Raw genomic sequence first — 26,316 nt, 5'->3', positions numbered from 1 at the left:
TGCACTACCCACTTCCAGCTCTTTAGCTTCGATTACTTCAAGGTTTTCCACTAGCTTTTCCGCCTGTGTATTTTCCACTTGCTTAGTCATATGTTCCACCTCCTTACCATTTGCAATGGATTGTGCCTGTAACTCTGCTCTAATCTATTTTTCTGCGTCCGACACTGTACTGAAACGGAATGCATGGAATGCACTACCCACTTCCAGCTCTTTAGCTTCGATTACTTCAAGGTTTTCCACTAGCTTTTCCGCCTGTGTATTTTCCACTTGCTTAGTCATATGTTTCACCTCCTTACCATTTGCAATGGATTGCCTGTAACTCTTGGCTCTAATCTATTTTTCTGCGTCCGTCACTGCATTGAAACGGAATGCATGAAATGCACTACCCACTTCCAGCTCTTTAGCTTCGATTACTTCAAGATTTTCCACTAGCTTTTCCGCTTGTGTATTTTCCACTTGCTTAGTCACATGTATCACCTCCTTTAAATCAATTCAAAGCTGTCTCTTCTTGGTATATTTCACTATCAGCTAAACGGGAATCATATTTCTTCTTTCAAAGACAATTTTATATTGCTCTTTAGAAGCCTTTTATCATATATGACTGTTCCAATAGCCACCAAATATAATCCTATACAAATGAATAACACGTATGAAAAACCAACTTTGGAAAAGTCACCTTGGTCAGTGCCATAATCCAATAAAGTGTTGAATACCCCCGCCGCGAAAGCCCCAGTTCCAAACTGTACCATCTGGAACAAACCCATATAAACCCCGGTTTCTTCCTCAGGAACGGACATCATAGCAATTTTATTTTGTGTGGGCATGGAAATGACACCTGCCAATCCAAAAAGGAGAAATGCAAATATAAAGAAAATTAAGCTGCCATTAAACATTGTCATAGTAAGGTTTACCATTCCAATTATGGAAATCGAAATAGATAGAAGTAAAAGGTTTCTATTGTCTTTTAAATCTGCAAGTTTACCTGCATACCCAGATAACAAAACGGCCAGTATCGAATCTACCATAATAATATAGCCAACAATATCCGGTTGAATATTATGTATATCCCGCATGTAACTTGGTATGTAAAGCACAATTACATTTGTGATGGTAAAAAGAACGAATATTCTAATAATTGAAGAGATAAAAATGGTGTTTTTTATTGCCTTTCTTGGAAGCAGAGAAGTATTTCCGTAGTTTGCCCGTTCATAAAATATAAATAAAATCAAACTCAATATCGTAACAGCAATAGAAAGTGACCGTCCCACTATACTAATTTCATCGTTGAATATGAATTGAAAACTGATTACCATAACCAGTAAGGCCAAACTGTTTTTTAAAGGTAAATGAAGGTTTGCCGTGATTCTTTTTTTTGATTTGGGAGTTACCATTAATACAAGAATTAAGGATATGCAACTTATGATAATCAATACCCCAAATATCATTTGCCAAGAGAAATATTTTATTACCAAACCTCCAGCAGCTGGTCCAATAAGTGAGGCAGCCGCTAAAACTCCGGAAAACCACCCAAAAGCCCAACCTAATTTATTATCCTTAAAACTTTGCCTAATCAATAATACCTGTGCCGGTACTACCATTGCATCTGCAATTGCCTGAAGCGTCTGATAAACCAAAAACAAATTCCAATTATTTGTGGTTCCACTAAGAATGGTAGATGCGATAAATAGCGATAGGCCAAATATCAACAATTTTCTTGCCCCTAATATATCCGCCACTTTACCAAAAAGCGGAATGAGAAAAGCGAAAAAAGAAAAGAATAGAATATTTCTAATTTGAAGTGTGGAATAAGAAATATTAAAAAAGTCTACAAGATTAGGGAATGCAATCGTCAGCATGGACGTAGACATCACACTAGCTATAACACATGAAGAAATGGTTATAATCAATAATTGATCTTTATTTATTTTCATATAAATGATCCTTTTTTTATTTATTTTATTTAAATTCGCCTTTAGGTGTCTTCCCTTTTAATATAGTTTGATATTGGTATTTAAACCTCAATGCTGATTCGGCAGATCATTTATTATAGGCCGATCATCTACAGCCAAATTGACGCTTGAATCGAATTGTACAACCATCGCTAATGTAAATAGAATGGAGAACCCAGATACTAATATTTTTTTCATATCCCCTAACCTCCTGATATTGATCGATACAACTAGTATAAACCATCCAAATATGGTACATTTTTCTTGTGTGAATGCTACAGAGTATTTTTTTCGATATTTTTTATGTATTTCCAATGAAATACATAAAAAAATATAAAAGTATTTATATTTTTAGGAGTTGATAAAATGGATTCAAATATTCCTTTTAAGCTCGGAAATGTACTCTACACTTTAAGAAAAAGGTCAGGCATAACACAAAAAGTCATGGCAGAGGGAATCATTACTCAAGCACAACTAAGCAACATAGAGAAGGGGAAAGTCATTCCATTAGCGACTACTTTATATGAGCTCTCATTGCGTTTAGGTATCAGCATTGAGGATATACTTTTAGAAACTTATTCAGACCGATTGGAATATAGTGAGGAAGTGAAGTCTCAAGTCAGGGTTTCTATTAGAAATAGAGAGTATAGGCAGGTAAAACGGATTCTCGAAGCAGAACAATACCATGCAGATTTCCAGTCACCTATCAATAAACAATTCATCCTCTGGCATTTGGGGATCGTAGCATATTATTGTGATAATGATATATTGAAATCCCTGGACTTTTTAGATCAAGCACTAGACTTATCTACTCATTTTCATATTTTTTCTGCTCAAAAAATAGAAATATTGAATAGCAAAGCCATTATTTATAACGAAATTACTGAATATAAAAAGTCTATTGCCTCTTATGAAGATGCCCTTAAGCAACTTCAACAACTTCCAAAAACCTCAATGAATTATAGAATTAAAGTCCGGATTCAATACGGATTGACAAAATCCTTACATAAGGACGCACAATATTATGAATCTATAAAAATTTGCTCTGATGCTATTCAAATTTTAATCCGGGAAGAATCTATGTACCTTTTGGGAGAAGTTTTATATCAGCGCGCCTTATCCTTGCAGTCACTGAACAACATGGAAAGTGCCACAAAGGGGTATGAAGAGGCAAGGAATATATTCTTATTGCAGCAGAATTACGAATTTGAGAAAGTCGTTCAGGAAAGACTGTATGAGATAAAGAAATCACTTAAAGTGTATAAAGATTGAAGAATTCACTTAGCAAAACATGCTGTACTTTTTTGGTTGCATTCAAATCAATTTTTTTAGGGAATGTGTTCGTCTTGGATTTAATTAAGCATGAGAGTTAAGGAAGACGGTTATTTGTATTTTCAATCAGTACATAAAAATAATTAACCCGTAATAAAAAAGTCCCAATAACTACCTTTCCCAAAATAGGTGTCATGAATAGACTAATAAAAGAAACCTAGCTTATTCAAGCTGGAAAGCAAAGGATAGCATAAGGGGTCCCTATCTATATTCCTCGATGTCATGAATTTTGAAAGGCATCTACCCTCATGGGTCAAGAATCTCTTTGAAACCCACTCTATCATTCTATTTTCATCCTTAAAATTAAAACTATTTTTTCAAATTCTGTCATCAATGTTACAATAACAAGGTTGAAATCAATCTATAGAACACGTGAGGTATCATATTTTTTATGAAAGCAATACGATTATTAAAGGGTTTTAACTTTTTATATTTTGGACTGCTTGCCATTTTCATTCCGTTTCTCCCAGTCTATCTGGCTGATCAAGGTTTGCGTCCTGCCCAAATCGGATTCATCGTCGGTACAGGAGGTTTTGTCACCCTCATCACCCAGCCTTTATGGGGAATGATCAGCGACAAAACAAGGACGATACGAAAAGTCCTGTTGTTACTCATCTTTTTCTCGAGCATAATCGGTTATTTCCTCTATGATTCAAGCAGTTATCTTCAGCTCATCCTGTTTGCCATGCTGCTATATTTCTTTTTGATGCCGATCGATCCCTTGACGGAAAGCCTCAATTTTACGATGGCAGAGAAATCCGGGATCAGCTACGGCTCCATCCGGACATATGGTGCATTGGGTTATGCGGTCATATCGCTGATCACCGGCTATGTTATGTCTTATTTCGGGGCGAACAGCCTTGCCTTCCTTTTTGCAGGCATTGGTTTGATCAGTTTCATTATCAGCTGGATGATGCCTGATGCACCCGTTTCAGGGAAACCTGTCACCTTTAGCAGCCTTAAGCATTTTTTCGGCAATAAAGAGACGCTTCTCTTTCTGTTATTGGTCTTTATTTGTGCTGTTCCAGCAAGGATGAACGATACTTTCCTCGGGGTGTATATCCGGGAACTTGGAGGAAGTGCCAAGCTTGTAGGCTTAACCTGGTTCTTAGCGGCGGGAAGTGAAATCGTTGTGTTCGCCCTAAGTTTTTGGTGGCTTCGCAAGGGTAAGGAAATCATCATCATTTCGTTTGCAGCAGCGTTTTTCTTTATCCGTTATTTCGTCTCTGCGTGGATTACCGATCCACAGCTATTAGCTTATTTGCAAGTCATGCAGCTATTGACCTTCCCGATTTTCTACTCGGCGGCCATCCAATATCTATATCGGATCGTTCCGGTGGAATGGCGCGCCACAGGCCAGACCGTACTGGCGCTGCTATTCTTCGGAGTTTCGGGAATCATTGCTTCTTATATAGGCGGAGCCATATATGGGACTTACGGCGGCAAGACCCTTTACCTGTTCATATCCTCCATCTCCTTTATAGGAATGGTATTCGCTTTGGTTCTTTATCGGATCTACGGCAAGAGGCTCGATACCGCAGATGAAGCTGTATAATCAAAAAAATCGTATAAAAAAGAGCATGTTTTGATCAAAACATGCTCTTTTGCATTCCGTTAGCGAAATAATGGGGCAACCGTTAACATTAGCACAGAGAAGCAAAGCAGTATAGTGGTTGTCCTGTTTGAGAGTTTTACTTGTCCGTCATTTTTATAGAACCCAGAAAATTGAAGCCGGTTTTTATAGAGTACATAAAGTAATGGGAAAATTGCCAAAGCAACAACCCATCCGCCCGTGGTATTCTCTACGGTTATACCAAAAATCGCATAGATTGAATTAATGATGAACCCCATTATCATTCCAATAACGAAAATGATGGTGATTATACGAAATAATTCTAAGATCACTCTTAACATCATTTCACCTGCCTTTTTCCCGTTATCCATAAAAAAAGGCTGCATCAGCAACCTTGAAAAAACTTTACAGGATGGGATAGTTCCCTAAATATAACAAACTTTCCTCTATTGGTAAATGGACCCTCTTCACTGCTCTTCTTGAACGAGTGAATGTTTAAATGCGTAAATCACTGCTTGCGTGCGGTCCTGTACGGCAAGCTTACTCAATATATTGCTGACATGCACTTTGGCTGTTTTCAGGGCTATGTATAGTTCATCCGCAATTTCCTGATTCGTTTTCCCTTGTGTCATTAGCAGCAAGATTTCCATTTCACGGTTTGTCAATTGATCATGAAGCTCGGTAATCTTTGGGCGACGCAACTTCTCCATCATTTTTCCCGTAACTTCAGGTTCAAGTACGCTTTGTCCCTGGAAAGTGGAACGGACGGCTCTCGCAATCTCGCTGGCCTTTGATGTTTTCAACATATAGCTCGTCGCCCCGGCTTCCAATGCCGGGTACACTTTTTCATCATCCAGGAAGCTTGTCACAATGATGATCTTTGCTTCAGGCCATTTTTCAATAATTCGTTTCGTCGCTTCTATGCCGTCCATTTCCGGCATCACCAAATCCATCAAAATGATATCCGGACGCAATTCCATTGCCAGTTCGACAGCTTTCAAGCCATTGTCCGCTTCCCCGATCACTTCGATATCCGACTGTGCAGATAAATAAGCCGATACCCCTATCCTTACCATTTCATGGTCATCGACAAATAATACTTTAATCATCATGATCACCTCCAGCATTTAATAATGGGATTTTCACTTCAAGTTTCGTTCCTTTATTCGGAACGCTTACAAGTTGCATCGTTCCGCCTAATTCAACAGCCCGTTCATGCATGTTTTGCAGACCATATGATCCCGTTTTCGACTCCTCGACATTAAAACCGATGCCGTCATCCGTTATCCGTAAAATGATCATCCCATCACGAACGATCAATAGCACTTCAAGCGAGTTCGCTTTTGCATGTCTCAGTGTATTGGAAATCGATTCTTGTAAAATCCGAAACAGATGGTCCTCAATCCCCTTATCCAGAGTGACAGGCTCCATCTTCCAATTTATATCCATCGTCACTTTTTGGGCCAATTCCAAAAGAAGCTCCTTCATTCCTTCATGTAAAGATTTTCCCTTTAATGCAACAGGCCTCAAGTGAAGCAATAACGCCCTCATCTCAAGCTGGGATTGATGGATCATTTCTTCCACTACCTTGAATTGTTTCATTTCCGCTTTTTCCATATCGGATTGTGACTCGGTGATGGCCGACATGAACATCGAAGCGGCAAACAATTGCTGGCTCACCGAATCATGCAGCTCCCGCGCCAAACGGTTTCGTTCCTGGGAAACGATTTCCTGAATCTGTTTCTCCTGATCTATGGCCTTTTCATTCGCCATTTTTTGTGATAATTTTGTCTGCTCATTGATTTGCTTATGGATCAGTTGCATCCGTTCCGCCATTTTAACCATCTCTTGGACAGGATACGTCTCCTCTTGCGAAGGTAAGCGGCCCTGTTCAAGCAAATGCAGCCCTTCATCCACCCTTTCGAGCTGCCTCTTCCAAAACATTCCCGAAACGACTCCATAAATCAGCCCTACCGTCATGACCAGACTTGGCAGGAATATGACGAAGGGTAAGCCCATGACCACTTTCTCCCACAATAAGCTCCAGTCTGATAAAGGAAAGATGAAGAAAACCGCAGCCGGCAAGGCAAGGGACAGAACGAAAGCAACACCAAGGGCAGTCAATATCTGCCGTGCCAGTATACTCATATCCGCTTCACCTCTAAATCCCCAACTAAGATTGAAGTGATGATATGGACCTTGTGATCCGTTTCATTGAACCCTTCCGTTTGGTAGGAATAAATTTGATTAAAGACCCTGGATTCAGGCTTATTTTCAAAAATCCGCGCCCTGCCTGCAATGACAGAATGATGGACCCTGATTTCGACGCCATATGGGACGAGAACAGTGATATTGCCAATGATATTCCTGATGGAAATGACAGCGTCGCCTTTCGGTAAAATCGTTTTGCTTAAATCGATAACCGTATCACCGATCCCGCCCTGAACATTCACGGAATTCCATTCATATACATGCTCGGCCGTCTGTTGATGACCGAAAAACTTATTTTTAAACAGGTAATCGATTTTTAGCAATCGTTCCTTATTGATCTTTTCTTCGTCAGAATCGTCATTGGTTAAAATGGGACTGACCCAATCAGGATTCTTTTTGGACTGATAATATAAAAACAAAAGATAAATGAGGATCGCCATTAGGAAAAATTTAAAGACGAACATATTCAAGACATTGATGATAAGGGAAATCAACCCTATAAAAAATAGGATTTTCCCGATGGTCCGTTTTGTGAATTTCCTGCCTACATAGATGCATCCTATTGAAAAAGCGAGGGGAAAAAGGAGACCCCCTCCCTTAAATGAAATCTCTAAAAAAATCAGGACGACTCCGATGAGAAGTATCCATCCCATATAATCCGTCTTCATCTTGTTCAACATCGGTTCGCCTCCCCTGTATTATGATCATGATATTCTTAAAAGGCACAGGAACCCGTGCCTTTTAAGAATACCATGAAATTATCATGTTCTGACAGCCTGTTTTCCCCCGCCCTCCATTCCAAAAGGTCAGGGGATAACAGCGATGCCATAAAAAACCTTTACGCTTCTTTTTGTTCCAATTCTTTTTCAAGCTGGACAATCCTGGCATCGATCGTATGCCGATTATAATCAGTATGGACCTGGTGCTCGATGCGATCGATATAATGCTCCATTTCTTCAAACATCGCTACCGGTTTGGCTTCGGAACTGCCCCCATCCAAAACCCGATTGATCCGGTTGTTTGCCCGGGCAATATTTTCCCTGCCCATGAGCTCCAGACGCTTTAGATGCATATCCTTCAGTTTATGCTTCATTTCTTCATATTTCCGCTCCAGTTCAGCCAACTGAACCTCTGCACTTTTATGCGCCTCCTTCAAGCTTAGCGCTCGCTCTTCATAGTGCAGGCTTTCCTTTACAGCAAACTCCATTAAATCCGTTTCTCCCGACTGCTTGGCAATCTCAGCCTGATGCTTACGTTTTTCAGCCAGATTTTGCGCTTGATTAAATTCACGCACAAACTCTTCTTTCAGAAGATATTGACGTTCAAGCAGCTTACCGACCTTTTCTGTCTCCTGCTCACATTGACGCAAATATTGATTTAACATTCCGATTGGGTTTTTTTGCTCCTTTTTATCCAACAAGTCGTGAAAATCCGCTGAAATCGTTTGTTTCATTCTTGAAAATAAATTACCCATTCTAATTACATCCCTTCTATTAGTTCTTATTCAACTCTTTCCACTCTCTTTCAAAATTTGAGAATGGGTCATTTTCTTTAGATGATGCACTTTCATCATTTTCATTCCATTTTTTATAAACCAGGTAAAGAACATAAGCTGCCACCAGTCCCAATATTGCCGGGATATGGGAAATAGAAACGATCAGCACGATAATGGAGACTGATCCCCACGCAATCTTCGCCCCTGTCGATTCGGACTTCATGAACTGCTTGAATCCAAAGTATAGGATCGTCAAGCAAATCGCCAGGCTGATCAGTGGACCAACGTTCGCCAGTAACAGAAAAAGCGCGATCAGTCCTACAATAAACAAACCAAATTTCTTCATTGTTTTCGTCCTCCTTTCTATGTTTATATCTTATCTACTTTTACAAGTTCGTATAATGAGCCTTAGCTATATTTTCTAGTAAGACTTAAGGCGTAGACGCCGTAAGTCCGATGCTTATGAGGTTGTTTTATTAGTGTGTTTTGGCGGTTTACACGTGAATTTGGGCAGTTTACTTGTGAGTTTTGCTGCTTTACTTGTGAGTTTGGGCAGTTTACTCGTGAGTTTTGCTGATTTACTTGTGAGTTTGGCGTTTACACGTGAATTTGGGCAGTTTACTCGTGAGTTTTGCTGATTTACTTGTGAGTTCCGCCGTTTTACTCGTGAATTTTGCGGTTTTACTCGTGAGTTTGGGCAGTTTACTCGTAAGTTTTGCTGTTTTACTCGTGAGTTTGGCGTTTACTCGTGAATTCTGCCGCTTTACTCGTAAGTTTTGCGGTTTTACTCGTGAGTTTGGGCAGTTTACTCGTAAATTCTGCGGTTTTACTCGTGAGTTTTGCGGTTTTACTCGTGAGTTCCGCCGCTTTACTCGTGAGTTTGGGCAGTTTACTCGTGAGTTCCGCCGCTTTACTCGTGAGTTTAATGTTTTTGCTAGAAATGCTTAATGTTGTAAAGCCTTGAATAAAAAAAATCTTCCGATATAACCGGAAGATTGGTGAACTGCCATTATCATTACAAATACAAGCCTTCGACGTACACTGAGGTGATGGTTTGAGCAATTTCTTCGACAGAACTTTGATGTTCATTTCGGACGATTTCCCACAGATACATTTCATTTGTGAAAAACCATCCTCTTGCCACAAGCTCATGGTTTAGTTCAGTTCTTGCCAGTCCATTTTGCTGTGCATAGGCGACATCCTTTGAAATTCGCTGAATGAACTTCATGCGGATCGCTTTCCATTTATCCGAAATAATGGTTGAGAACCCAATGGCCTGTTCGAAAACTTGCATCATATTGCGTTCAGCTTCAGCCATTTTCAAAAAAGCATTAGCTTGTCTGTTTATGATATGTTTTGCTTCGTCTTTTGATTTTGGAAAGAAAGAGGTCTCGGCAATTTCATAAAATTGCTCCATTACATTTTCCATTAATACAATCAGCAGATCCTCTTTCCCTTTAAAATGAACATAGGCCGTTCCGTATCCGATGTTTGCCCTTTTGATCATTTGGGAAATAAGCGCAGCTTGATAACCTTCTTCAAGAAATGTTTCCTTTGCAGCTTCTAATAACTTTTGCCGTGTCATGATCGAGCGTAAATGCCGCTTATCCCCTACTTTGCCATTCTCCATGCTTATTCCTCCCCTTATCTTCTAGCATAAAGGATTTCCATAAAATAAAAAACATTTGTTGGAAAGGTCGATTCAATGTTTATAATTTTCTGAATTAACTTATTGACACCGTGTCATATTCTTTGGTACGATTCTCCTAGAATTATTTAGAATACTAATATAGGAGGATGATTATGGTTTCTGAATACACATTGGATCACGCTAAACAAATGGATGAGAAAGATACTCTTAAAGGATTTCGAGAAGAGTTTTATTTAAAGCCGGGTTCCATCTATATGGATGGAAATTCATTGGGGCTTCTTTCGAAAAGGGCTGAGCGCACTCTTTTGGAATCTTTGGAAGATTGGAAGGAACATGGGATCGATGGATGGACGCAAGGAAATCACCCATGGTTTTTCATGGCTGAGAAATTGGGAGCGAAGATGGCCCCATTGGTTGGGGCTTCTCCCGAGGAAGTTATCGTAACCGGCTCCACAACTGTAAATCTGCATCAGCTTGTTGCCACTTTTTATAAGCCAGAAGGTACGCGCACAAAAATTTTAGCAGATGAATTAACCTTTCCGACTGATATTTATGCCCTTCAAAGTCAGCTGCGTACACATGGATACGATCCGGAGACAGATCTCATCCGCGTCAAAAGCTCGGATGGCAGATTTCTTGAAGAGGATGACATCATCGAAGCAATGACCGATGACATCGCTTTGATCATCTTGCCTACAGTCCTGTATCGCAGCGGTCAAATATTGGATATGAAACGATTAACTGCTGAAGCTCATAAAAGAGGAATCGTAATCGGATTTGACGGATGTCATTCTATCGGTGCGATTCCGCATTCATTCAGCGAATGGGATGTGGATTTTGCGTATTGGTGCAATTATAAACATTTAAATGGCGGCCCTGGCGGTGTCGGCGGTTTATATGTAAATCGAAAACATTTTGGAACGATGCCTGGATTGGCTGGATGGTTCGGCTCCAAAAAAGATAAACAATTCGATATGGAACATACGTTAACACCAGCTGAATCAGCAGGCGCATATCAAATCGGCACTCCCCATGTGTTAAGTTGTGCACCTTTGATTGGGTCTTTGGACATTTTTATTGAAGCGGGAATCGAGAATATTCGCGAAAAATCCCTGAAAATCAATCAATATTTAATGGATTTAGTCGAATCCGAATTGGCAGACATGGGATTTTTCATTGGAACTCCTAGAGAAGACAAGTGCCGCGGAGGTCATGTAAGCCTTGAGCATAAAGAAGCTGCACGGATATGCAAGGCATTGAAAGAGAACGGTGTCATTCCCGATTTCCGAGCACCTAACATCATTCGTCTCGCTCCGGTTGCACTATATACTTCCTACGCAGAAGTTTGGGAAGTTGTACAAATACTCAAGAAGATCATGTCAGAAAAACAATATGAAAAATTCAAGAATGAGCGTGAAGTGGTCGCATAACATGGAATTCCGCCAGATGGGGCTCATCCCTCAAATGGTCAGTTAATGTGAGCAGGATAAAATCTTTTTTGATAAAAAGGGGATGAACTATGGAGAACAAAAATACTCAATTGAACTTTAAAGATGAGCCAGAAAAAGGATTAAAACGTGAGCTGGAAACAAATCAGCTTTCCATGATCGCTATGGGCTGCGCCATCGGGACAGGGCTATTCCTTGGCAGCGGGCTTGCCATTCAAGCGGCAGGGCCAAGTGTATTGCTCAGCTATGCACTCGGGGCATTCATTGTTTTACTGTTGATGGGCTGTTTAGCCGAAATGACGGTTGCCCATCCCACTTCCGGATCTTTTGGGGCCATTGCTGAAAAGTACATGACTCCGATGGCTGGCTATCTTGTCCGCTATTCTTATTGGATTGCCAATGTTTTGGCTGTTGGGGTTGAGGTAAGTGCAGTCAGCGTGTATATGAAGTATTGGTTTCCGACCGTGCCGGGAATCGTATGGATTTTAGTGTTTGCAGGTGCCCTGATTTATGTAAATGCTACTAGCGTGAATACATTCGCTACATTTGAGTATTGGTTCTCCTTCATTAAAATAAGTGCCATTGTTGGTTTTATCCTTCTTGGATCGTATGTACTATTCGGTTCTTCCGATCAGCCGCATATAGGACCTGAGAACTTTGTAAATGAAGGCGGTTTTTTCCCATTTGGCGGGTGGGGAATGTGGGTGGCCGTATTTATTTCTTTATTCAGCTTTCTTGGAACCGAAATGATAGCGGTTACATCAGGAGAAGCAAAAGATCCGGATGCAGCTGTTCCAAAAGCCTTAAAAGCGACCGTGTTCCGTTTATCCACCTTCTATGTGCTGACAATCGGCATCATGTTGATGATCGTACCGTGGAAAACGGCTGGGATTGAGGAAAGTCCATTCGTCAAAGTAATGGAAATCTTGAACATTCCTGGTGCATCCGGGATCATGAACTTTATTATTTTAACGGCTGCAGTATCTGCCATGAATGCCCAGCTCTATGCTTCAACACGTATGATGTTTTCATTGGCTCGCGGAAAACATGCACCTAGCTTTTTAGGAAAGCTAAACAAAAGGGGCGTTCCGGGAAAAGCACTTGCTGTCTCTACAACCGGGATTTTCATTGCGGCAGGCGTTCATGCGTTACTTCCTGGTTCATCCTATGCATTCATGATGGGGATCTCCATGTTCGGTGCCATGTTCACATGGCTCATGATCTTCATTTCCCATTTGTTTTTCAGGGTTAAATGGGAGAAAACCGGCGGACGCAAATTACCGGTAAGGATGATCGGTTTTCCCTATTTAACGATATTGGGCGCCGTTCTTCTATTCAGCTTAATGATTACAACATGGTTTACAGATTTCAAGATCATGCTTCAATTCGGGATACCTTGGTTACTATTTTTAACTATTGCTTATTTTGTTTCAAAAAGAAGAAATATTAACCATAATGTAATGGAAGAACCTCTGGAAAAGAAGATAAAATAGAATGACGGAATAAATAGTTTTGCATTTGGAAAAGTGAGGAGATTGCGGAATGAAGAATATGGATAACAATGAACAAACAATAACTGGTCTAGAGAAAGAAATTCAAACCGATTTTCAAAAAGCAATGTCTTATGGAGATTATCTCCACCTAGATAAGATTTTAACTAGTCAACATAGATGTTCCGATCATCATGATGAAATGCTATTCATCATTATCCATCAAGCGAGTGAGCTATGGATGAAGCTCATTTTGCATGAGTTGACAGCAGCAACTGAGTCCATCCGCCAAAACAAGTTGGAACCTTCGTTTAAAATGCTGTCGCGCGTTTCGAGGATCCAGCAGCAATTGATCCAGTCCTGGAATGTCCTTTCAACTTTGACGCCGGCTGAATACATGGAGTTCAGGGATAAACTGGGACAATCTTCCGGATTCCAATCTTATCAGAATCGTTTGATTGAATTTGCATTAGGAAACAAAAATGTCCATACGCTATCAGTCTATCAGCACCAAACAGATTTATACGGGCAAATGCAGCAGGCCCTTCATGAACCAAGTATTTATGACGCGGCGATCAATGCACTTGTGGCGCGCGGGTTACCTATTGATCAAGAAGCCACCAGCAGGGATTGGTCACAAAGATATGAACCAAATGCCAGTGTAGAAGAGGCGTGGCTGACAGTTTACCGCGATGTTGAGCAATATTGGGACTTATATGAGCTGGGCGAGAAGTTAGTGGACATTGGCCATCAACAGCAATTATGGCGTTTTAATCATATGACCACAGTGGAAAGAATTATTGGTAATAAACAAGGTACTGGCGGATCATCAGGTGTAACGTATTTAAAAAGAGCGCTCGATCAACACTTTTTCCCGGAACTATGGAGTCTAAGAACGAAGCTATAAGATATTCAAGAAACAGCCAGAAGAGATGGAGGTAAGGTGCATGGGGACATGGATTGATATTTCACAACGTCTGGATGAAAACGTTGCAGTTTGGCCTGGAGATACACCTTTTTCATACAAAGTCAATTGGAGTAAAGAAGAAAGTGGATCTGTCAATGTAGGTCAAATCAATATGAGTATCCACACCGGTACCCATATTGATGCTCCTTTTCATTTTGATGACGATGGAAAAAGAGTGATTGATTTGGATCTCGATTTATATATGGGAAGTGCCCGGGTTATCCATTTACCTAACAAAACAAGCATCGGTGTCAATGAATTATCCAGTATAGACCTGCAAGGCGTTACCCGTCTGTTAATTCGGACGGACGCTTGGAAGAATCGGAGTATGTTTCCACAAACCATTCCTCATATCCAGCCAGAATTAGCGGCATATCTTTCAGAACACGGCGTTCGTCTTATTGGTCTTGATTTACCATCAGTAGATCCCTTGGATAGTAAAGAACTATCTGCACATCATGAACTTGCCGGTCATGGAATTCACATTTTGGAAGGTCTTGTACTAGACGGTATAGGAACGGGTAATTATGAGTTGGCTGCCCTCCCTCTTCCATTAGTTGAAGCAGATGGAAGTCCGGTACGTGCTGTGTTGAAAAAGTTACCCTAACTTATAACAGTGTTGGTAATGAACTAATAAAAAAACGAGCCAGATCAAAAAATGATCTGGCTTGTTTTTTGTTTCATTAAACACCGTATTTATTTCAAGCCGCTTTCCCCTCTCATCCATTATCCTGGGATAATCATGACCATCAAATTTTTCCCCTAAACCAAGTACATCTATGTTATAATTTTCAGAATTCATCACTAAGAGCGGAGGTCCGAATATGGAAAACTTTTATTTGTTCATCATCATGTGCATCCTTCTCATCATCTTACCTGGCCCAGATACAGCAATAGCCACAAGGAATACCGTTACCGTGGGGACGTCGGGAGGTTTTAAAACGATGTTCGGCACATGCTGTGCCCTGCTTATTCATACATCAGCTGCCGTGTTCGGACTTTCAGCAATCATTGTGAAATCCGCTTTACTATTTTCCATCTTCAAATATGTCGGTGCCGTATACTTGGTATATCTAGGCTTCAAGACCCTATGGGGATTAAGGAATAAACAAGTGGCTGCAGCGGCGGAAACGCCCGTCAAAAGTAAGTACGAAAACCAGTCTTGCTTTAAGCAAGGGTTCCTTACCAACCTGCTGAACCCTAAAGTGGCCGTCTTCTTTTTAACGTTTCTGCCTCAGTTCGTGAATCCGGGGAATGATACGTTTTTACCGTTCCTGATCATGGGCATGACGTATACCGGGTTAACTGCGTTGTGGTTTGTCTTTTATATCTATCTGTTGAACCAGATCAGTGCTTTCATGAAAAAGCCTAGAACCCAAGCGATTTTCGAGGGTATAACCGGGACGGTCTTGATCGGTTTCGGGATAAAGCTAGCACTGGAAAAAGCTCATAATTAATTTGAACTGCACCCTAATCGTTAGCCAACATCTAACAATTGGAGGTGCAGTTTTTATGAGTTATGATACAATAAAAACCATAATTTGGTGTTTTTATAAAAGGAGAAAATGACATGCCAACTAATGAAGTTCGGAAAACAAAGGATATCGGTTTTGGTTCACTTTCTTTTGCGCTATGTTTAATCGGAATATTGTTTACCTTACAATTTGGTGATAAGCCTTGTTTTGGAGATAATATTTTAAATACTATCGGACTTAGCGCGTGGTCAAATGGAGATTCAGGCTTTCATTATACAATGTTCTATTCGGCTATATTTTTCATCCCCTCCTTTATCATTGGTCATATTCATCCCGATGATAGGGGAGCAAAGGCAGGGAAAATTATCTCAGGTTTCCTATCCATTCTTATTGTTACAGTACTGTTAATGATTATTATCGATTTTTTGTAAGGGCAAATTAAAGGGTATGAGCCCCATAATACCGAACCCATACCCCACCAAAACCTTTATTAAAGTGTTTACCTTGTTGTGTTCTTTAGTGCTTGCATCACTCAACATAGCCATTCACGAAAAATCTAACCGTTTCGAGCTCGTCCTCGGTTAAATCCCGCTTTAATTCTTTAGCCAATTCCTGCTCCATTAAATCTTGGTTTCCCCGATGCTTGACCACGGTTCTGGCACATTCTTTCATTAGCTTTAACTCCGCCTCCATCTCCTGTCTCGAGCAAGGCCGAGCATGATGGGAGAGGATATATGTTTCGGCATCATAGGCTTCAATTTTCTTAATGAGAAGTGAAGCCTGTTCAGCCGTATAATTCCACTTTTCAGCATAAAGATTGGCATAAAGGCAATCTCCCAGAAATAACGTTTTTTCTTCTTGTACATAAATGATGCAGGAATCTTGGGCATGGTCGCCGCCAACATGTTCAATGATACAGGTTATATTGCCGAGATCGATCGTCATCGTTTTTTCAAAGATGATATCAGGCAGGGGGAAGGTAATCTCTCTATTCGTCCCATGTTCCAATTTGATTGCATCGGCGCAAAAGAGAATCTCCGTCCCTTCTTCGACCCGTTGATCAAGGGCTTGATCTTCCCATGAAAGCTGCTGCATATCTTTCATGTTCGTGTATGTTTTTTCCTGACAAATCACCGGAATCTTGATATTCTCCAGCCCGAATACATGGTCCCAATGTGAATGGGTAAGAACGAGGAAATTCCCGCTTATATCATGCCGAAGCAATTCGTCCTTAAAGAGCTGTGCATGCCTGACAGAGTTACCGGCATCGATGATGAGCGTTTTCTTGTTTCCCGTAACGGCGGCAAGTACCGGGCGATCGGTTTCCTGAACTGGCGGCAGATAGGCAATATGTTTCGATAGGTGCTGTAATGTTTGCATGTTTCTGTTCTCCTTACGATAGTTGTGATTAGCTTGCTCAAGTATAGCAAATTACACATGCTTTCATAAGATACACTCCGCGAAAGGTTAAAAAGACAACAATCACTCAGATTGCTGTCCTTTCGTCATCATTTAAATGAACCTATTCAAATATACGGTAATTTTCGAGAGGGCATTTAAAAAGGTGGCTTTAAAAAAAGACTCTTCCTTTTTCAGATCTTCAGGCAGTTCTATATATTTTTTATTGTCAGCAATGAGTGTACTATTCGACATTTTCGACTCGATCGCCCCTGTTAGCTGCTCTGCAAATGCTTCACTATCGATGACCACCATCGATTCTGTATTTAAAAAGGCCGATCGAGAATCCAAATTGTAGGAACCCACTGCACTTAATCGTTGATCATAGACAACCGATTTACCATGCAAAGAATAAGGCTTTGAATATTCATAAAGCCTTGCCCCCGTTTCAACGATACTATCCCTACGCGCCAAGTATCCGGAAAAAGCGATCACATTCGGGGTTGATGCCGTAGAGTTGGTAAGTATCGTCCAATCAGCCTTTGAATCCAGCTTCTTCGGTACATATTGCTTCAAAGCATCCGCGGGAACAATATAGGGACTTTGAATAATTACCGATTGATTGGCATTCGCCGCAATATCCAATAAAGATCTCCACACAAAAGGGTATTTATTGAAACGTTCGATTGGATTATGAATGAAGGACACTTTTTTAGTAGGTGTTGTAGCCTTGCTCCAATCGACGGCTGGATGAACGAAATCGGCTTCAGTTTGCAAAGCTGCGCTGTATTGTTTCACCAATGCATCTCTTTCACGTTTCCCTTTTTCCGTTTGCCTTTTCGAAAGGTTTGAAAAGACATCGCTCGTATACGGATGGTTCCATAATTCATTCATATAGACCTTCATTTCAACGATTACACTATCTTTTTCCTCTTTAGCATTGAAAATGAGCACATCCCTGTCATAGACATAATTCTTCGGCGGCTTGCTGGCTAAATACTTATCGGCGATATTTCTCCCTCCGATGATGCCCAACTTCCCATCTACAATGATGATTTTGTCATGAAGGCGATTATGCCAGGTCCACGGCTTAAATGGCTTAACGGTTTCGTAATATCTTAATTCAATGTTTTCATGCGAGGCCAAGGCATAACGGGCACTGCTTAATTGACCTCTGAGTCCATGAGATATTCCATCCAAAAGAATTCGGACTTTGACACCTCTGTCAGCCGCTTCGATCAAGGCTCCAATAATAAGTTCGGTTGATTTGCCTTTTCCAAAAGCATAGTAGGCAATATTGATTGAATGCTGGGCTTCCTGGATCATTCGCATCCGAGCGAGTCCCGACTCATAGCCGTCTTCGAGAAGCAGGACACGATCCACGGTGGATTCCTTCTCACCCATATATTCACTCACATGTTTAATCGGCCTATTTTCTTTTTTTTCTGCTTTGGGGAAAAGAACCACTGCAGTCACCACTACATAAAGGAAATATAATAGAAGAACGATCAGAAACCCTATTATTGCCGTTTTTACAGTCATTGAGCACCCCCCCTTCAAGCGATATTTTATTACTATTTGTAATATGCGAAGACTCTATTCACCATCTGCATGCTTGATAGTATCAAGCGATGCCACTAACCCACTTTGCTTGATTCTAGGTGCACTTTTTTTCTTTTTAAATGTGACAAAGTGGTGAACATGAAAGCCGTTGCATAATATGATATAGAAGGAGGGATTTCATGCTTAAACAACCTGGTAAAATAAGTATCTTCAATTATTGTTTTGCATTAGGGGTATCAGAAGTATTCTTTTTATCCAGCTTTTATCTTTCCATTCTTGACGTTTCATTATTTGCGATCGCTTTACCATTTTCCGCTTTATTTCTAATGTTCTCCCTGTACCTATTCCTTCGAACGCACAAAGCAGTAAAGACCTTACCCAACCAAGAGGAACGAAGAAGCGAAATTCATGCATTCTATCATCAATCTTTCGGGATTTTCACGATCATTTTTTTCACTTTACTTTTTGTAGCTTTAGCCTTTATTCCTTGGCTCGGAAACGGCGGCCATTTCTATCTTCTTTATTGTTTACCTATGGCCTTGCTTTGTATGATCCCTTCGATTGTATCTTATAAAGGAATGAGATTATTCAAACTGGAAGCCGGTGGGAAATTAACGAAAATCTAATTATTTACCAAACCTTCGTTTCATGAAACTCTGGAAATGATCAAAGAAACCAATCGGTGCTCTTTCCATGTTTTTTTGTTGGTAAGTCAGTGGCTACTCAATCATGAAAGTAACCCTTTTCCTACATACATCTGGCCGGATGGTATGGAGGGGGTTACTTTTTTAATGTAACCGAGCTGTCTGTAGCACATTTCTTGTATATTTTATTTACGAAAAACCTTACATAACTATACCAACCATGTAATATACTCTGTCCCATTTAGTTTAACTTCTACATGCGGACGTAAAACTAAATGGGATTTTGACTGCTTTCACATATAAACCAATTAAACATATAAGTTAAATAAAAGGAGAAATGGGAACAAGCTTTACTGTGAATAACCCCAGAACAAGAAAAGAAGAACTTAACATGAAATAAAGACTTCTTTTCTATGAGACTTATTATTTAGAAATGCAAAAGTAATTTGTCTTTCATTTGACGGAGCATAGCTTTTCTTGTATCATCGTCTACTTGTGGAACACTGCAGAATACTCTTTCGGTAACCCTTTTTTCCCTGCACAGAATTTATTAATACTCCCGACTCCACCGTAAGCATAGAAAACATATATCCCTCTAAACTACACTGCAGTTCTCTATGGATAACACATTTTCATTAAACCTTTTTTAATAAAAATAGATTCCCTTAAAAAAGGATTCTTAAATGTTAGTTGATACGATCATCTCCTAGAATGGAATGATAATTAAACTGAAATTTCAGGTGAAAAAGGATGATACGAAATGGATGATGCAAAAACGATTTTAGTTACAGGCTACGCCAAAGTTCCTAAAGCACTATCAATGTTTGACATTCACAAACGTGTAGGGATTGTTCTTGAGATTAATAAAGTAACACATATCATAGAAAATGCAGATGTCACTTTCATCGCAAAGTTGCCTTGGGACTTTTATAAAAGATTAATGATAGGATATGATTTATCTCAAGGAGTCACTCCATTAATTAAAACAATTCGTCAATGTCATGAATCTCCATCCCGACAAGTTATTATTGTGGCTTTACAAGCTGTCGAACAACGATATGGGGACTTTCTTAAACAATGAGGAACTGCTTGCCTTTTGATGTATCTCAGGAATAAAACCACATGTGTCAATGACTGCATCCTTATTACTCTCCTTTTGGAAAGAAATCATTACCACCTTTAAACCTTCTATGAAGTCCTACTTTATTTAGTTCGATTCGCATTGCGTTAAACTTCATCTTAAAAACTTTGTATGTTAAACTCCTTTAGTGGGGATTATCTACAGGGAGTTTGGAGAAAATGAATAAGGGTATTTATTTTCTCTCCTTTCTCCAAATGGGAGTTTTTTATTGTTTGAAAATACAACAGGAGGATTCAACTATGCATTTATTGCCGCGGGAAATTGACAAGCTTATGATAGTGGTGGCAGCAGACCTTGCAAGGCGCCGGAAAGATAGGGGATTGAAATTAAATCACCCTGAAGCTTGTGCGCTCATCACTTATGAGGTATTGGAAGGCGCAAGGGACGGGAAAACTGTTGCTGAACTTATGGAATACGGGGCTACCATTTTGACGCAAGATGATGTCATGGATGGAATACCTGAAATGATTGATGATATTCAGGTTGAAGCAACTTTCCCAGATGGAACGAAGTTAGTGACTGTCCACAGCCCTATAAGATAAAAAGGAGGGATGACTAAATGCTGCCTGGAGAATACATTTTAAAAGAAGAAGAGATTATTTGTAATGAAGGAAGCGCTGTTTTTTCCATTTCTGTTACAAATACAGGAGACCGCCCTGTTCAAGTCGGGTCACATTTTCATTTTTACGAAGTAAATGAAGCACTCCGTTTTAATAGAAAAGAAGCTTACGGTAAGAGATTGAATGTCCCTGCTGGAGCAGCTGTTCGTTTTGAACCCGGAGATGAAAAAGAAATACAACTTATTAATTTTGCAGGAGAGCGTCGTGTATATGGGTTCAATAATAAAGTAGACGGCAAATTAGAAAGTGAGGGTGAATCATGAGTTTTAGAATGTCCCGAAAGCAATATGCTGAAATGTACGGACCAACTACAGGGGACTCTATCCGCCTTGCAGACACAGATTTGTTTATTCAAATTGAAAAGGATTACACTACATATGGAGAAGAAGTAGTGTTTGGTGGCGGTAAAGTCATTCGGGACGGTATGGGCCAGCATCCCCTTGCCACCCGCAAAGACGACGGTGTTGCAGATACCATCATAACAAACGTCGTAATCTTGGATTACACAGGAATTTGTAAAGCCGATTTAGCCATTAGGGATGGCAAAATTTTTGGTATTGGTAAAAGTGGAAACCCGCTCGTTATGGACAATGTGGATATTATCATTGGCGCATCTACAGAAATCATTGCCGGTGAAGGCCTGATTGTGACTGCTGGAGCCATCGATACCCACGTTCATTTTATCAATCCGGAACAAGTACAGGTCGCACTAACGTCTGGAACGACAACATTAATCGGCGGCGGTACTGGTCCTGCAGCTGGATCCAAGGCTACTACGGTTACTCCGGGCGAGTGGAATATTCATCGCATGCTTGAAGCTGCAGAAGGACTTCCTATTAACATTGGCTTTACAGGTAAAGGTCATGCTGCTTCCATTGAACCTTTAACCGAGCAAGTGAAAGCTGGAGTTATCGGATTAAAAGTTCATGAAGACTGGGGAGCCACAGGTTCTTCTCTTGACTATGCACTAAGGGTAGCAGATGAATATGATATTCAAGTTGCCCTGCACGCAGATACATTGAATGAAAGTGGATTCATGGAAAATACCATGGCTGCAGTAAAAGACCGAGTCCTTCACATGTACCACACCGAAGGGGCAGGCGGTGGCCATGCACCTGATCTAATCAAATCGGCAGGTTATCATAACATTCTGCCATCATCAACGAACCCCACCCTCCCTTATACCGTAAATACTATCGACGAACACCTTGATATGGTAATGGTTTGCCATCATTTAAATCCTTCAGTTCCGGAAGACATTGCATTTGCAGACTCTAGAATTAGAAGGGAAACAATTGCAGCAGAAGATATTCTTCACGATATGGGCGTATTTAGCATGGTAAGCTCAGATGCCCAAGCAATGGGCCGTGTAGGAGAAGTCGTCCTACGCACATGGCAAGTTGCAGACAAAATGAAAAAACAAAGAGGCACCATGCTAGGAGATAGCAAATATTCCGACAACAACCGGGCTAAACGCTATATTGCCAAATACACTATTAATCCAGCCATTACACACGGGATTTCAGAGCATGTAGGTTCAATTGAAGTTGGAAAATTGGCTGATTTAGTCCTTTGGTCTCCGAAGTTTTTTGGAGTAAAGCCAGAAATGGTGCTTAAAAACGGCTTAGCGGTTACCGGGTTAATGGGTGATGCAAATGCTTCCATCCCAACTCCGCAACCTTATATTCATCGTCCAATGTATGCCCAGTTTGGGAAAGCCTTATCAAAAAGTTCGGTGACTTTCATTTCTCAAGCTGCCTATGATGCTGGTGTTCATGAGAAACTTGGATTACAAAAAATGATTTTACCTGTTGGCGGAATTCGGACCCTGACTAAGAAAGATATGAAATTAAATGGGGAAACACCTGATATTACTGTTGATCCGCAAACATATGAAGTGAAAGTAAATGGTGAGCTGCTGACATGTGAGCCGGTTGATACCGTTCCAATGGGTCAGCGATATTTCCTATTCTGAGGTGAAGAGTATTGATTATTGAAAAAATCGTCACTAATTTAGAAAAGATGGATACTAACGAAATTAAAAGGCGTCACATAGAAAAAGTATACTTGGAAAGTGCACATTTAATGAAGCGCATCCAAAGGGTCAAGACGGATCACGGTAATGAACTTGGTATTCGGTTAAAAGAGCCTCGAGATCTTTTGGCTGGGGATGTATTATATATGGACGATAAAAATATGATCGTCATAGATGTGCTGTCAGATGACTTACTAGTTATCAGTCCCCGAAGTATAAAAGAAATGGGTACAATCGCCCATCAACTAGGCAACCGTCACCTCCCTGCTCAATTTGAAGAGGATGATATGCTGGTCCAATATGACTACTTGGTTGAGGAATTACTTCTGGAACTTGGAATTCCTTTTAAACGGGAGGAACGAAAAGTGAAACAAGCGTTCCGTCATATAGGCCACAGTCATGAATAATCATATTCTCTCATTGTTTCAGCTTTGTGACTCTAATTTACCTACAGGCGCCTTCAGCCATTCCTTCGGTTTGGAGAGCTATATACAAGAAAATCAAGTTGTAGACAAGGAGACATTTTTCCAGTGGCTGAAAGTGTATTTACATGAGCAGCTCATCTACACAGATGGGCTTGTCTCGAGTCTCGTTTATGAAGCCCTAATGAAAGAGGATATTCAAGAAATCTGGAAACTGGATCGCCTGATAACTGTCCAGAACTTGCCGAGGGAAACACGGGAAGGAACGCAAATGATCGGGGACCGAATGCTTAAACTCACTGAATCACTTTATGATATGCCCATACTCTCGCATTACAGAGCGGAAATTAAGAAAAAGAGTTCATTTGGCCATCCAGCCATTGTATTTACGATGGTAGCTCATGGACTTGGGGTAACAAAACAAGACACCCTCCTCTATTATTTATATTCTGCCATATCCAGCCAAGTACAAAATGCAGTCCGAGCCATTCCTCTTGGACAAACAGCAGGCCAAACGATCACTCATAATTTCATACCTGAAATAACACAGGCAGCGGTTAGAATCATGCAACTGACGAAAGACGATTTTGGCATTGTTTCTCCAGGTATTGAGCTGTCTCAAATGAAACATGAGCGCGTTAACATTCGAATATTCATGTCATAGTTTTTTGAAAGAATCAGTAGTAAAGGACGTGTTTTAATGGAACCAATTAGAATCGGTGTTGGTGGACCTGTTGGAGCAGGTAAAACAATGCTTGTAGAAAAATTGACTCGCCATCTCGAAAATGAAATAAAAATGGCAGTTGTCACAAACGATATTTACACAAAAGAAGACGCGAAATTTTTAATCCAAAATGGAGTACTTCCAGAGGATCGGATCATTGGTGTAGAAACGGGCGGCTGTCCCCACACTGCCATTCGAGAAGATGCTTCTATGAACTTCGCCGCTATCGATGAATTAATCGAGCGCCACCCAGACGTTGAACTTATTTTTGTTGAGAGTGGCGGAGATAATCTTGCGGCTACTTTCAGCCCCGAACTGGTTGACTTCTCTATTTATATTATTGATGTTGCACAAGGGGAAAAAATCCCGCGTAAAGGCGGACAAGGTATGATCAAATCAGATTTGTTCATCATTAATAAAACGGACCTTGCTCCTTATGTCGGTGCAAGTCTTGAAGTAATGGCAAAAGATACAAAAGTATTCCGTGGCGACAAACCATTCGTCTTTACAAACTTAAAAAATGATGATGGCCTTCCTGAAGTAATTGACTGGATTAAGCAGCATGCTTTATTAAAAGGTTTAGATTAATATGACAGATTGGACTGGCACTTTATCTCTGGAACTAGAAGATCGGAAAGGAAAAACCGTCGCGAAAAGGGTGTACTTTCAGGGTGCACTCAAAGTTATGCGGCCGATTTACTTTGATGATTCAGGGCAGGTTTGCTACTACCTTCTAAATCCCGGTGGCGGTTATTTAGATGGCGATCGATACAAGATGGAGATAACAGCTGATGAAGGATCCAGAGTTACTTTAACTACGCAATCGGCGACAAAAGTTTACAAAACGCCAAAAAGCCATGCCTATCAGGAAACCAACATATCCTTACAAAAAGGTAGTTATTTAGAATACCTTCCTGATCCACTGATCGCTTATGAAAATGCTCATTATAAGCAAAAAAATGTGGTTTATATGGAAAGCGGAGCAACGTTCATTTATACGGATATTCTTACTCCCGGCTGGTCCCCGGGGGGCAAAAAGTTCAGCTATAATACTATTCAATTAATTACCGAAGTTTTTTTGGATGGAGCACTTGGTGTGTTTGACCATATTAAATTAATACCTGAAAAACAATCGATATCGGGTCTAGGTTTCATGGAAGGCTTTACCCATCTTGGCTCAATGATCGCAATCAGCGAATATACGAACGATGCCCTTCTCGATGAATTGTATGAAACTATTCAAATGGAAGAAACGAGTTTTAAATTTGGAATTTCAAAGTTGGCAGTGCCCGGCCTTAGCATACGAATCCTTGCGAACTCAACCCAGGTCATTGAACGAATATTGAATCATTGCCATAAGGTCATCAGCGAGAAGTGGAATAATCGTACACCAGGCTCATTACGGAAATACTAATACATTCTCCTGATGTTGATTCCTTAAAAGGCAAAGAACAGATGTTGAGTATGGTATTATACCGTGTACCCTCATTAACAGTTTGGAGTGTCCTATTGTGCGATTAAAGACCGACTTTTCATGAACTGTTCCCTATTATATGGACAGTCTTAAATAAAGACCTATATAATAGACAATTAATAGATAATTACCACTCAGGATTTGGACCGATTTTGCAACTCCGGAACATTTACGGAAATCCAGAAAAAAATCCAAATACAAACTTTCATGAGAGGGGTTACATTATGCCTGAAGATAAGAATGCAAAACCCGAACTTGAAGATTTTGAAGTGGAAACAGTGTTTGAGAATCGTGTTCATGAGCGACACGGATTCACTTTTAAGGTCCAAGGCGATGAATTCAAGGGGCATTTTCATGAAGATGAGATCTATTGGCTCCACCCACACCCGAAACAAATGATTGGTGAAAGTAAAGTAGAAGCAATTGAATCTACCATACATTCATTAATGCGACACTATGGCATTTCAAAAGAGATTGCAGACCTTGAATTAAAACCAGCATTTGAAGACCGCATACATGAACGCCAACAATTTTCCTTGCAAGTGCAGGGAGAGGAATTCAAAGGCTTTATTCACGAAGGAGAAATCCAATGGTTCCATCCTCAGCCAAAGCAAAAGCTTAAAGATGATCTTATTGAGGCAATTGAAACAGAAATCCATCAAAAAGTAGCGAAACAAGTAAATGAAAACAAAGAAAATATTTAG

Annotated in this window: 33 protein-coding genes; 20 read left to right on the top strand and 13 right to left on the bottom strand. The window is 40.3% G+C overall.

What is annotated here, in order from left to right:
* Nucleotides 1-144 precede the first annotated feature (144 nt).
* From ACQKFG_RS11155 to ACQKFG_RS11140, 4 genes are all read right to left on the bottom strand, one after another.
* Nucleotides 145-279 (bottom strand): hypothetical protein, encoded by a 135-nt coding sequence (locus tag ACQKFG_RS11155; protein ID WP_260286709.1) that lies wholly within the window; start codon nt 277-279, stop codon nt 145-147.
* 54 nt (nt 280-333) lie between these two features.
* Nucleotides 334-468 (bottom strand): hypothetical protein, encoded by a 135-nt coding sequence (locus tag ACQKFG_RS11150; RefSeq protein WP_260286708.1) that lies wholly within the window; start codon nt 466-468, stop codon nt 334-336.
* Nucleotides 469-539: 71 nt separating this feature from the next.
* Nucleotides 540-1,931 (bottom strand): MFS transporter, encoded by a 1,392-nt coding sequence (locus ACQKFG_RS11145; RefSeq protein WP_427558842.1) that lies wholly within the window; start codon nt 1,929-1,931, stop codon nt 540-542.
* An 87-nt stretch (nt 1,932-2,018) separates the two neighbouring features.
* Nucleotides 2,019-2,147, bottom strand: coding sequence for a hypothetical protein (locus tag ACQKFG_RS11140; protein ID WP_349727693.1), 129 nt, complete (start codon nt 2,145-2,147; stop codon nt 2,019-2,021).
* A gap of 168 nt (nt 2,148-2,315) precedes the next feature.
* Between ACQKFG_RS11140 and ACQKFG_RS11135 the strand changes: the two genes are divergently transcribed.
* Together ACQKFG_RS11135 and ACQKFG_RS11130 are read left to right on the top strand one after the other, a co-directional pair.
* A complete protein-coding gene (locus tag ACQKFG_RS11135) occupies nt 2,316-3,221 on the top strand; it encodes a helix-turn-helix domain-containing protein (RefSeq protein ID WP_427558839.1) in 906 nt (301 codons plus the stop codon).
* Nucleotides 3,222-3,672: 451 nt separating this feature from the next.
* The gene (locus tag ACQKFG_RS11130) at nt 3,673-4,836 is read left to right on the top strand and encodes an MFS transporter (protein WP_192206259.1); all 1,164 of its coding nucleotides are present in this window, start codon (nt 3,673-3,675) and stop codon (nt 4,834-4,836) included.
* Between the two features lie 59 nt (nt 4,837-4,895).
* Here the strand turns inward: ACQKFG_RS11130 and ACQKFG_RS11125 are convergent, their stop codons facing one another.
* The 6 genes from ACQKFG_RS11125 to ACQKFG_RS11100 all read right to left on the bottom strand — a co-directional run bounded on the left by ACQKFG_RS11125 (nt 4,896) and on the right by ACQKFG_RS11100 (nt 8,906).
* The gene (locus tag ACQKFG_RS11125) at nt 4,896-5,225 is read right to left on the bottom strand and encodes a hypothetical protein (RefSeq protein WP_427558836.1); all 330 of its coding nucleotides are present in this window, start codon (nt 5,223-5,225) and stop codon (nt 4,896-4,898) included.
* A gap of 96 nt (nt 5,226-5,321) precedes the next feature.
* Entirely contained in the window at nt 5,322-5,963 is a 642-nt protein-coding gene (locus ACQKFG_RS11120) for a response regulator transcription factor (RefSeq protein WP_349728534.1), read from the bottom strand.
* The gene (locus ACQKFG_RS11115) at nt 5,956-7,002 is read right to left on the bottom strand and encodes a sensor histidine kinase (RefSeq protein ID WP_427558833.1); all 1,047 of its coding nucleotides are present in this window, start codon (nt 7,000-7,002) and stop codon (nt 5,956-5,958) included. Before ACQKFG_RS11115 ends, ACQKFG_RS11120 begins: the two co-directional genes overlap by 8 nt.
* A complete protein-coding gene (gene liaF, locus ACQKFG_RS11110) occupies nt 6,999-7,745 on the bottom strand; it encodes a cell wall-active antibiotics response protein LiaF (protein WP_349727691.1) in 747 nt (248 codons plus the stop codon). Before liaF ends, ACQKFG_RS11115 begins: the two co-directional genes overlap by 4 nt.
* A 158-nt stretch (nt 7,746-7,903) precedes the next feature.
* Nucleotides 7,904-8,539, bottom strand: a complete 636-nt coding sequence (locus tag ACQKFG_RS11105) for a PspA/IM30 family protein (protein ID WP_427558829.1) — start codon at nt 8,537-8,539, stop codon at nt 7,904-7,906.
* A gap of 19 nt (nt 8,540-8,558) precedes the next feature.
* Nucleotides 8,559-8,906, bottom strand: coding sequence for a flagellar basal body rod protein (locus ACQKFG_RS11100; RefSeq protein WP_192206263.1), 348 nt, complete (start codon nt 8,904-8,906; stop codon nt 8,559-8,561).
* Between the two features lie 154 nt (nt 8,907-9,060).
* Between ACQKFG_RS11100 and ACQKFG_RS11095 the strand changes: the two genes are divergently transcribed.
* Both ACQKFG_RS11095 and ACQKFG_RS11090 read left to right on the top strand, forming a co-directional pair.
* Nucleotides 9,061-9,198 carry a hypothetical protein gene (locus ACQKFG_RS11095; protein ID WP_427558826.1) on the top strand — a complete coding sequence of 46 codons (138 nt, stop codon included), beginning with the start codon at nt 9,061-9,063 and terminating at the stop codon, nt 9,196-9,198.
* Nucleotides 9,185-9,508, top strand: coding sequence for a hypothetical protein (locus ACQKFG_RS11090; RefSeq protein ID WP_427558823.1), 324 nt, complete (start codon nt 9,185-9,187; stop codon nt 9,506-9,508). Before ACQKFG_RS11095 ends, ACQKFG_RS11090 begins: the two co-directional genes overlap by 14 nt.
* A 67-nt stretch (nt 9,509-9,575) precedes the next feature.
* Here ACQKFG_RS11090 and ACQKFG_RS11085 read toward each other — a convergent pair whose 3' ends face one another.
* Nucleotides 9,576-10,190, bottom strand: a complete 615-nt coding sequence (locus ACQKFG_RS11085) for a TetR/AcrR family transcriptional regulator (RefSeq protein WP_192206266.1) — start codon at nt 10,188-10,190, stop codon at nt 9,576-9,578.
* 173 nt (nt 10,191-10,363) lie between these two features.
* On the opposite strand from ACQKFG_RS11085, the gene kynU reads away from it, so the two are divergent.
* From kynU to ACQKFG_RS11055, 6 genes are all read left to right on the top strand, one after another.
* Nucleotides 10,364-11,641, top strand: coding sequence for a kynureninase (gene kynU / locus ACQKFG_RS11080; RefSeq protein ID WP_349727685.1), 1,278 nt, complete (start codon nt 10,364-10,366; stop codon nt 11,639-11,641).
* A gap of 89 nt (nt 11,642-11,730) precedes the next feature.
* Nucleotides 11,731-13,152, top strand: a complete 1,422-nt coding sequence (locus tag ACQKFG_RS11075) for an amino acid permease (protein ID WP_427558820.1) — start codon at nt 11,731-11,733, stop codon at nt 13,150-13,152.
* Between the two features lie 58 nt (nt 13,153-13,210).
* A complete protein-coding gene (gene kynA, locus ACQKFG_RS11070) occupies nt 13,211-14,056 on the top strand; it encodes a tryptophan 2,3-dioxygenase (RefSeq protein WP_192208011.1) in 846 nt (281 codons plus the stop codon).
* Between the two features lie 40 nt (nt 14,057-14,096).
* On the top strand, nt 14,097-14,723 hold the full coding sequence (gene kynB, locus ACQKFG_RS11065; protein ID WP_427558817.1) for an arylformamidase: 627 nt from the start codon (nt 14,097-14,099) through the stop codon (nt 14,721-14,723).
* 217 nt (nt 14,724-14,940) lie between these two features.
* Nucleotides 14,941-15,573 (top strand): LysE family translocator, encoded by a 633-nt coding sequence (locus ACQKFG_RS11060; RefSeq protein WP_427558814.1) that lies wholly within the window; start codon nt 14,941-14,943, stop codon nt 15,571-15,573.
* Nucleotides 15,574-15,686: 113 nt separating this feature from the next.
* Nucleotides 15,687-16,022 carry a hypothetical protein gene (locus ACQKFG_RS11055; RefSeq protein WP_349727682.1) on the top strand — a complete coding sequence of 112 codons (336 nt, stop codon included), beginning with the start codon at nt 15,687-15,689 and terminating at the stop codon, nt 16,020-16,022.
* Nucleotides 16,023-16,119: 97 nt separating this feature from the next.
* Here the strand turns inward: ACQKFG_RS11055 and ACQKFG_RS11050 are convergent, their stop codons facing one another.
* Together ACQKFG_RS11050 and ACQKFG_RS11045 are read right to left on the bottom strand one after the other, a co-directional pair.
* Nucleotides 16,120-16,971: an MBL fold metallo-hydrolase gene (locus ACQKFG_RS11050; protein ID WP_427558811.1), complete on the bottom strand. Its 852-nt coding sequence runs from the start codon at nt 16,969-16,971 to the stop codon at nt 16,120-16,122.
* Nucleotides 16,972-17,103: 132 nt separating this feature from the next.
* On the bottom strand, nt 17,104-18,531 hold the full coding sequence (locus ACQKFG_RS11045) for a phospholipase D-like domain-containing protein (RefSeq protein WP_427558808.1): 1,428 nt from the start codon (nt 18,529-18,531) through the stop codon (nt 17,104-17,106).
* Between the two features lie 200 nt (nt 18,532-18,731).
* On the opposite strand from ACQKFG_RS11045, the gene ACQKFG_RS11040 reads away from it, so the two are divergent.
* The 10 genes from ACQKFG_RS11040 to ACQKFG_RS10995 all read left to right on the top strand — a co-directional run bounded on the left by ACQKFG_RS11040 (nt 18,732) and on the right by ACQKFG_RS10995 (nt 26,316).
* Nucleotides 18,732-19,178 carry a hypothetical protein gene (locus ACQKFG_RS11040; RefSeq protein WP_353872389.1) on the top strand — a complete coding sequence of 149 codons (447 nt, stop codon included), beginning with the start codon at nt 18,732-18,734 and terminating at the stop codon, nt 19,176-19,178.
* A gap of 778 nt (nt 19,179-19,956) precedes the next feature.
* Nucleotides 19,957-20,277 carry a DUF3870 domain-containing protein gene (locus tag ACQKFG_RS11035; RefSeq protein WP_427558805.1) on the top strand — a complete coding sequence of 107 codons (321 nt, stop codon included), beginning with the start codon at nt 19,957-19,959 and terminating at the stop codon, nt 20,275-20,277.
* A 299-nt stretch (nt 20,278-20,576) separates the two neighbouring features.
* Entirely contained in the window at nt 20,577-20,879 is a 303-nt protein-coding gene (locus ACQKFG_RS11030) for an urease subunit gamma (protein ID WP_260286687.1), read from the top strand.
* A 17-nt stretch (nt 20,880-20,896) separates the two neighbouring features.
* Nucleotides 20,897-21,220 carry an urease subunit beta gene (locus ACQKFG_RS11025; protein WP_342614392.1) on the top strand — a complete coding sequence of 108 codons (324 nt, stop codon included), beginning with the start codon at nt 20,897-20,899 and terminating at the stop codon, nt 21,218-21,220.
* Nucleotides 21,217-22,932 carry an urease subunit alpha gene (ureC, locus tag ACQKFG_RS11020; RefSeq protein ID WP_342614393.1) on the top strand — a complete coding sequence of 572 codons (1,716 nt, stop codon included), beginning with the start codon at nt 21,217-21,219 and terminating at the stop codon, nt 22,930-22,932. The genes ACQKFG_RS11025 and ureC overlap by 4 nt, the downstream gene beginning before the upstream one ends.
* An 11-nt stretch (nt 22,933-22,943) precedes the next feature.
* Nucleotides 22,944-23,399, top strand: a complete 456-nt coding sequence (gene ureE, locus ACQKFG_RS11015; protein ID WP_427558800.1) for an urease accessory protein UreE — start codon at nt 22,944-22,946, stop codon at nt 23,397-23,399.
* The gene (locus tag ACQKFG_RS11010) at nt 23,392-24,078 is read left to right on the top strand and encodes an urease accessory protein UreF (protein ID WP_342614395.1); all 687 of its coding nucleotides are present in this window, start codon (nt 23,392-23,394) and stop codon (nt 24,076-24,078) included. Before ureE ends, ACQKFG_RS11010 begins: the two co-directional genes overlap by 8 nt.
* A 36-nt stretch (nt 24,079-24,114) precedes the next feature.
* Nucleotides 24,115-24,726: an urease accessory protein UreG gene (gene ureG, locus ACQKFG_RS11005; protein WP_056524172.1), complete on the top strand. Its 612-nt coding sequence runs from the start codon at nt 24,115-24,117 to the stop codon at nt 24,724-24,726.
* A gap of 1 nt (nt 24,727) precedes the next feature.
* On the top strand, nt 24,728-25,552 hold the full coding sequence (locus tag ACQKFG_RS11000; protein ID WP_427558795.1) for an urease accessory protein UreD: 825 nt from the start codon (nt 24,728-24,730) through the stop codon (nt 25,550-25,552).
* Nucleotides 25,553-25,836: 284 nt separating this feature from the next.
* Nucleotides 25,837-26,316, top strand: coding sequence for a hypothetical protein (locus tag ACQKFG_RS10995; RefSeq protein WP_342614397.1), 480 nt, complete (start codon nt 25,837-25,839; stop codon nt 26,314-26,316).

The organism is Peribacillus sp. NPDC076916 (genome assembly GCF_050269675.1).
Lineage (GTDB): Bacteria > Bacillota > Bacilli > Bacillales > DSM-1321 > Peribacillus > Peribacillus aracenensis.
Note: the sequence above shows the minus strand (reverse complement) of the source record. Positions and strands in the feature narration are given on the sequence as shown.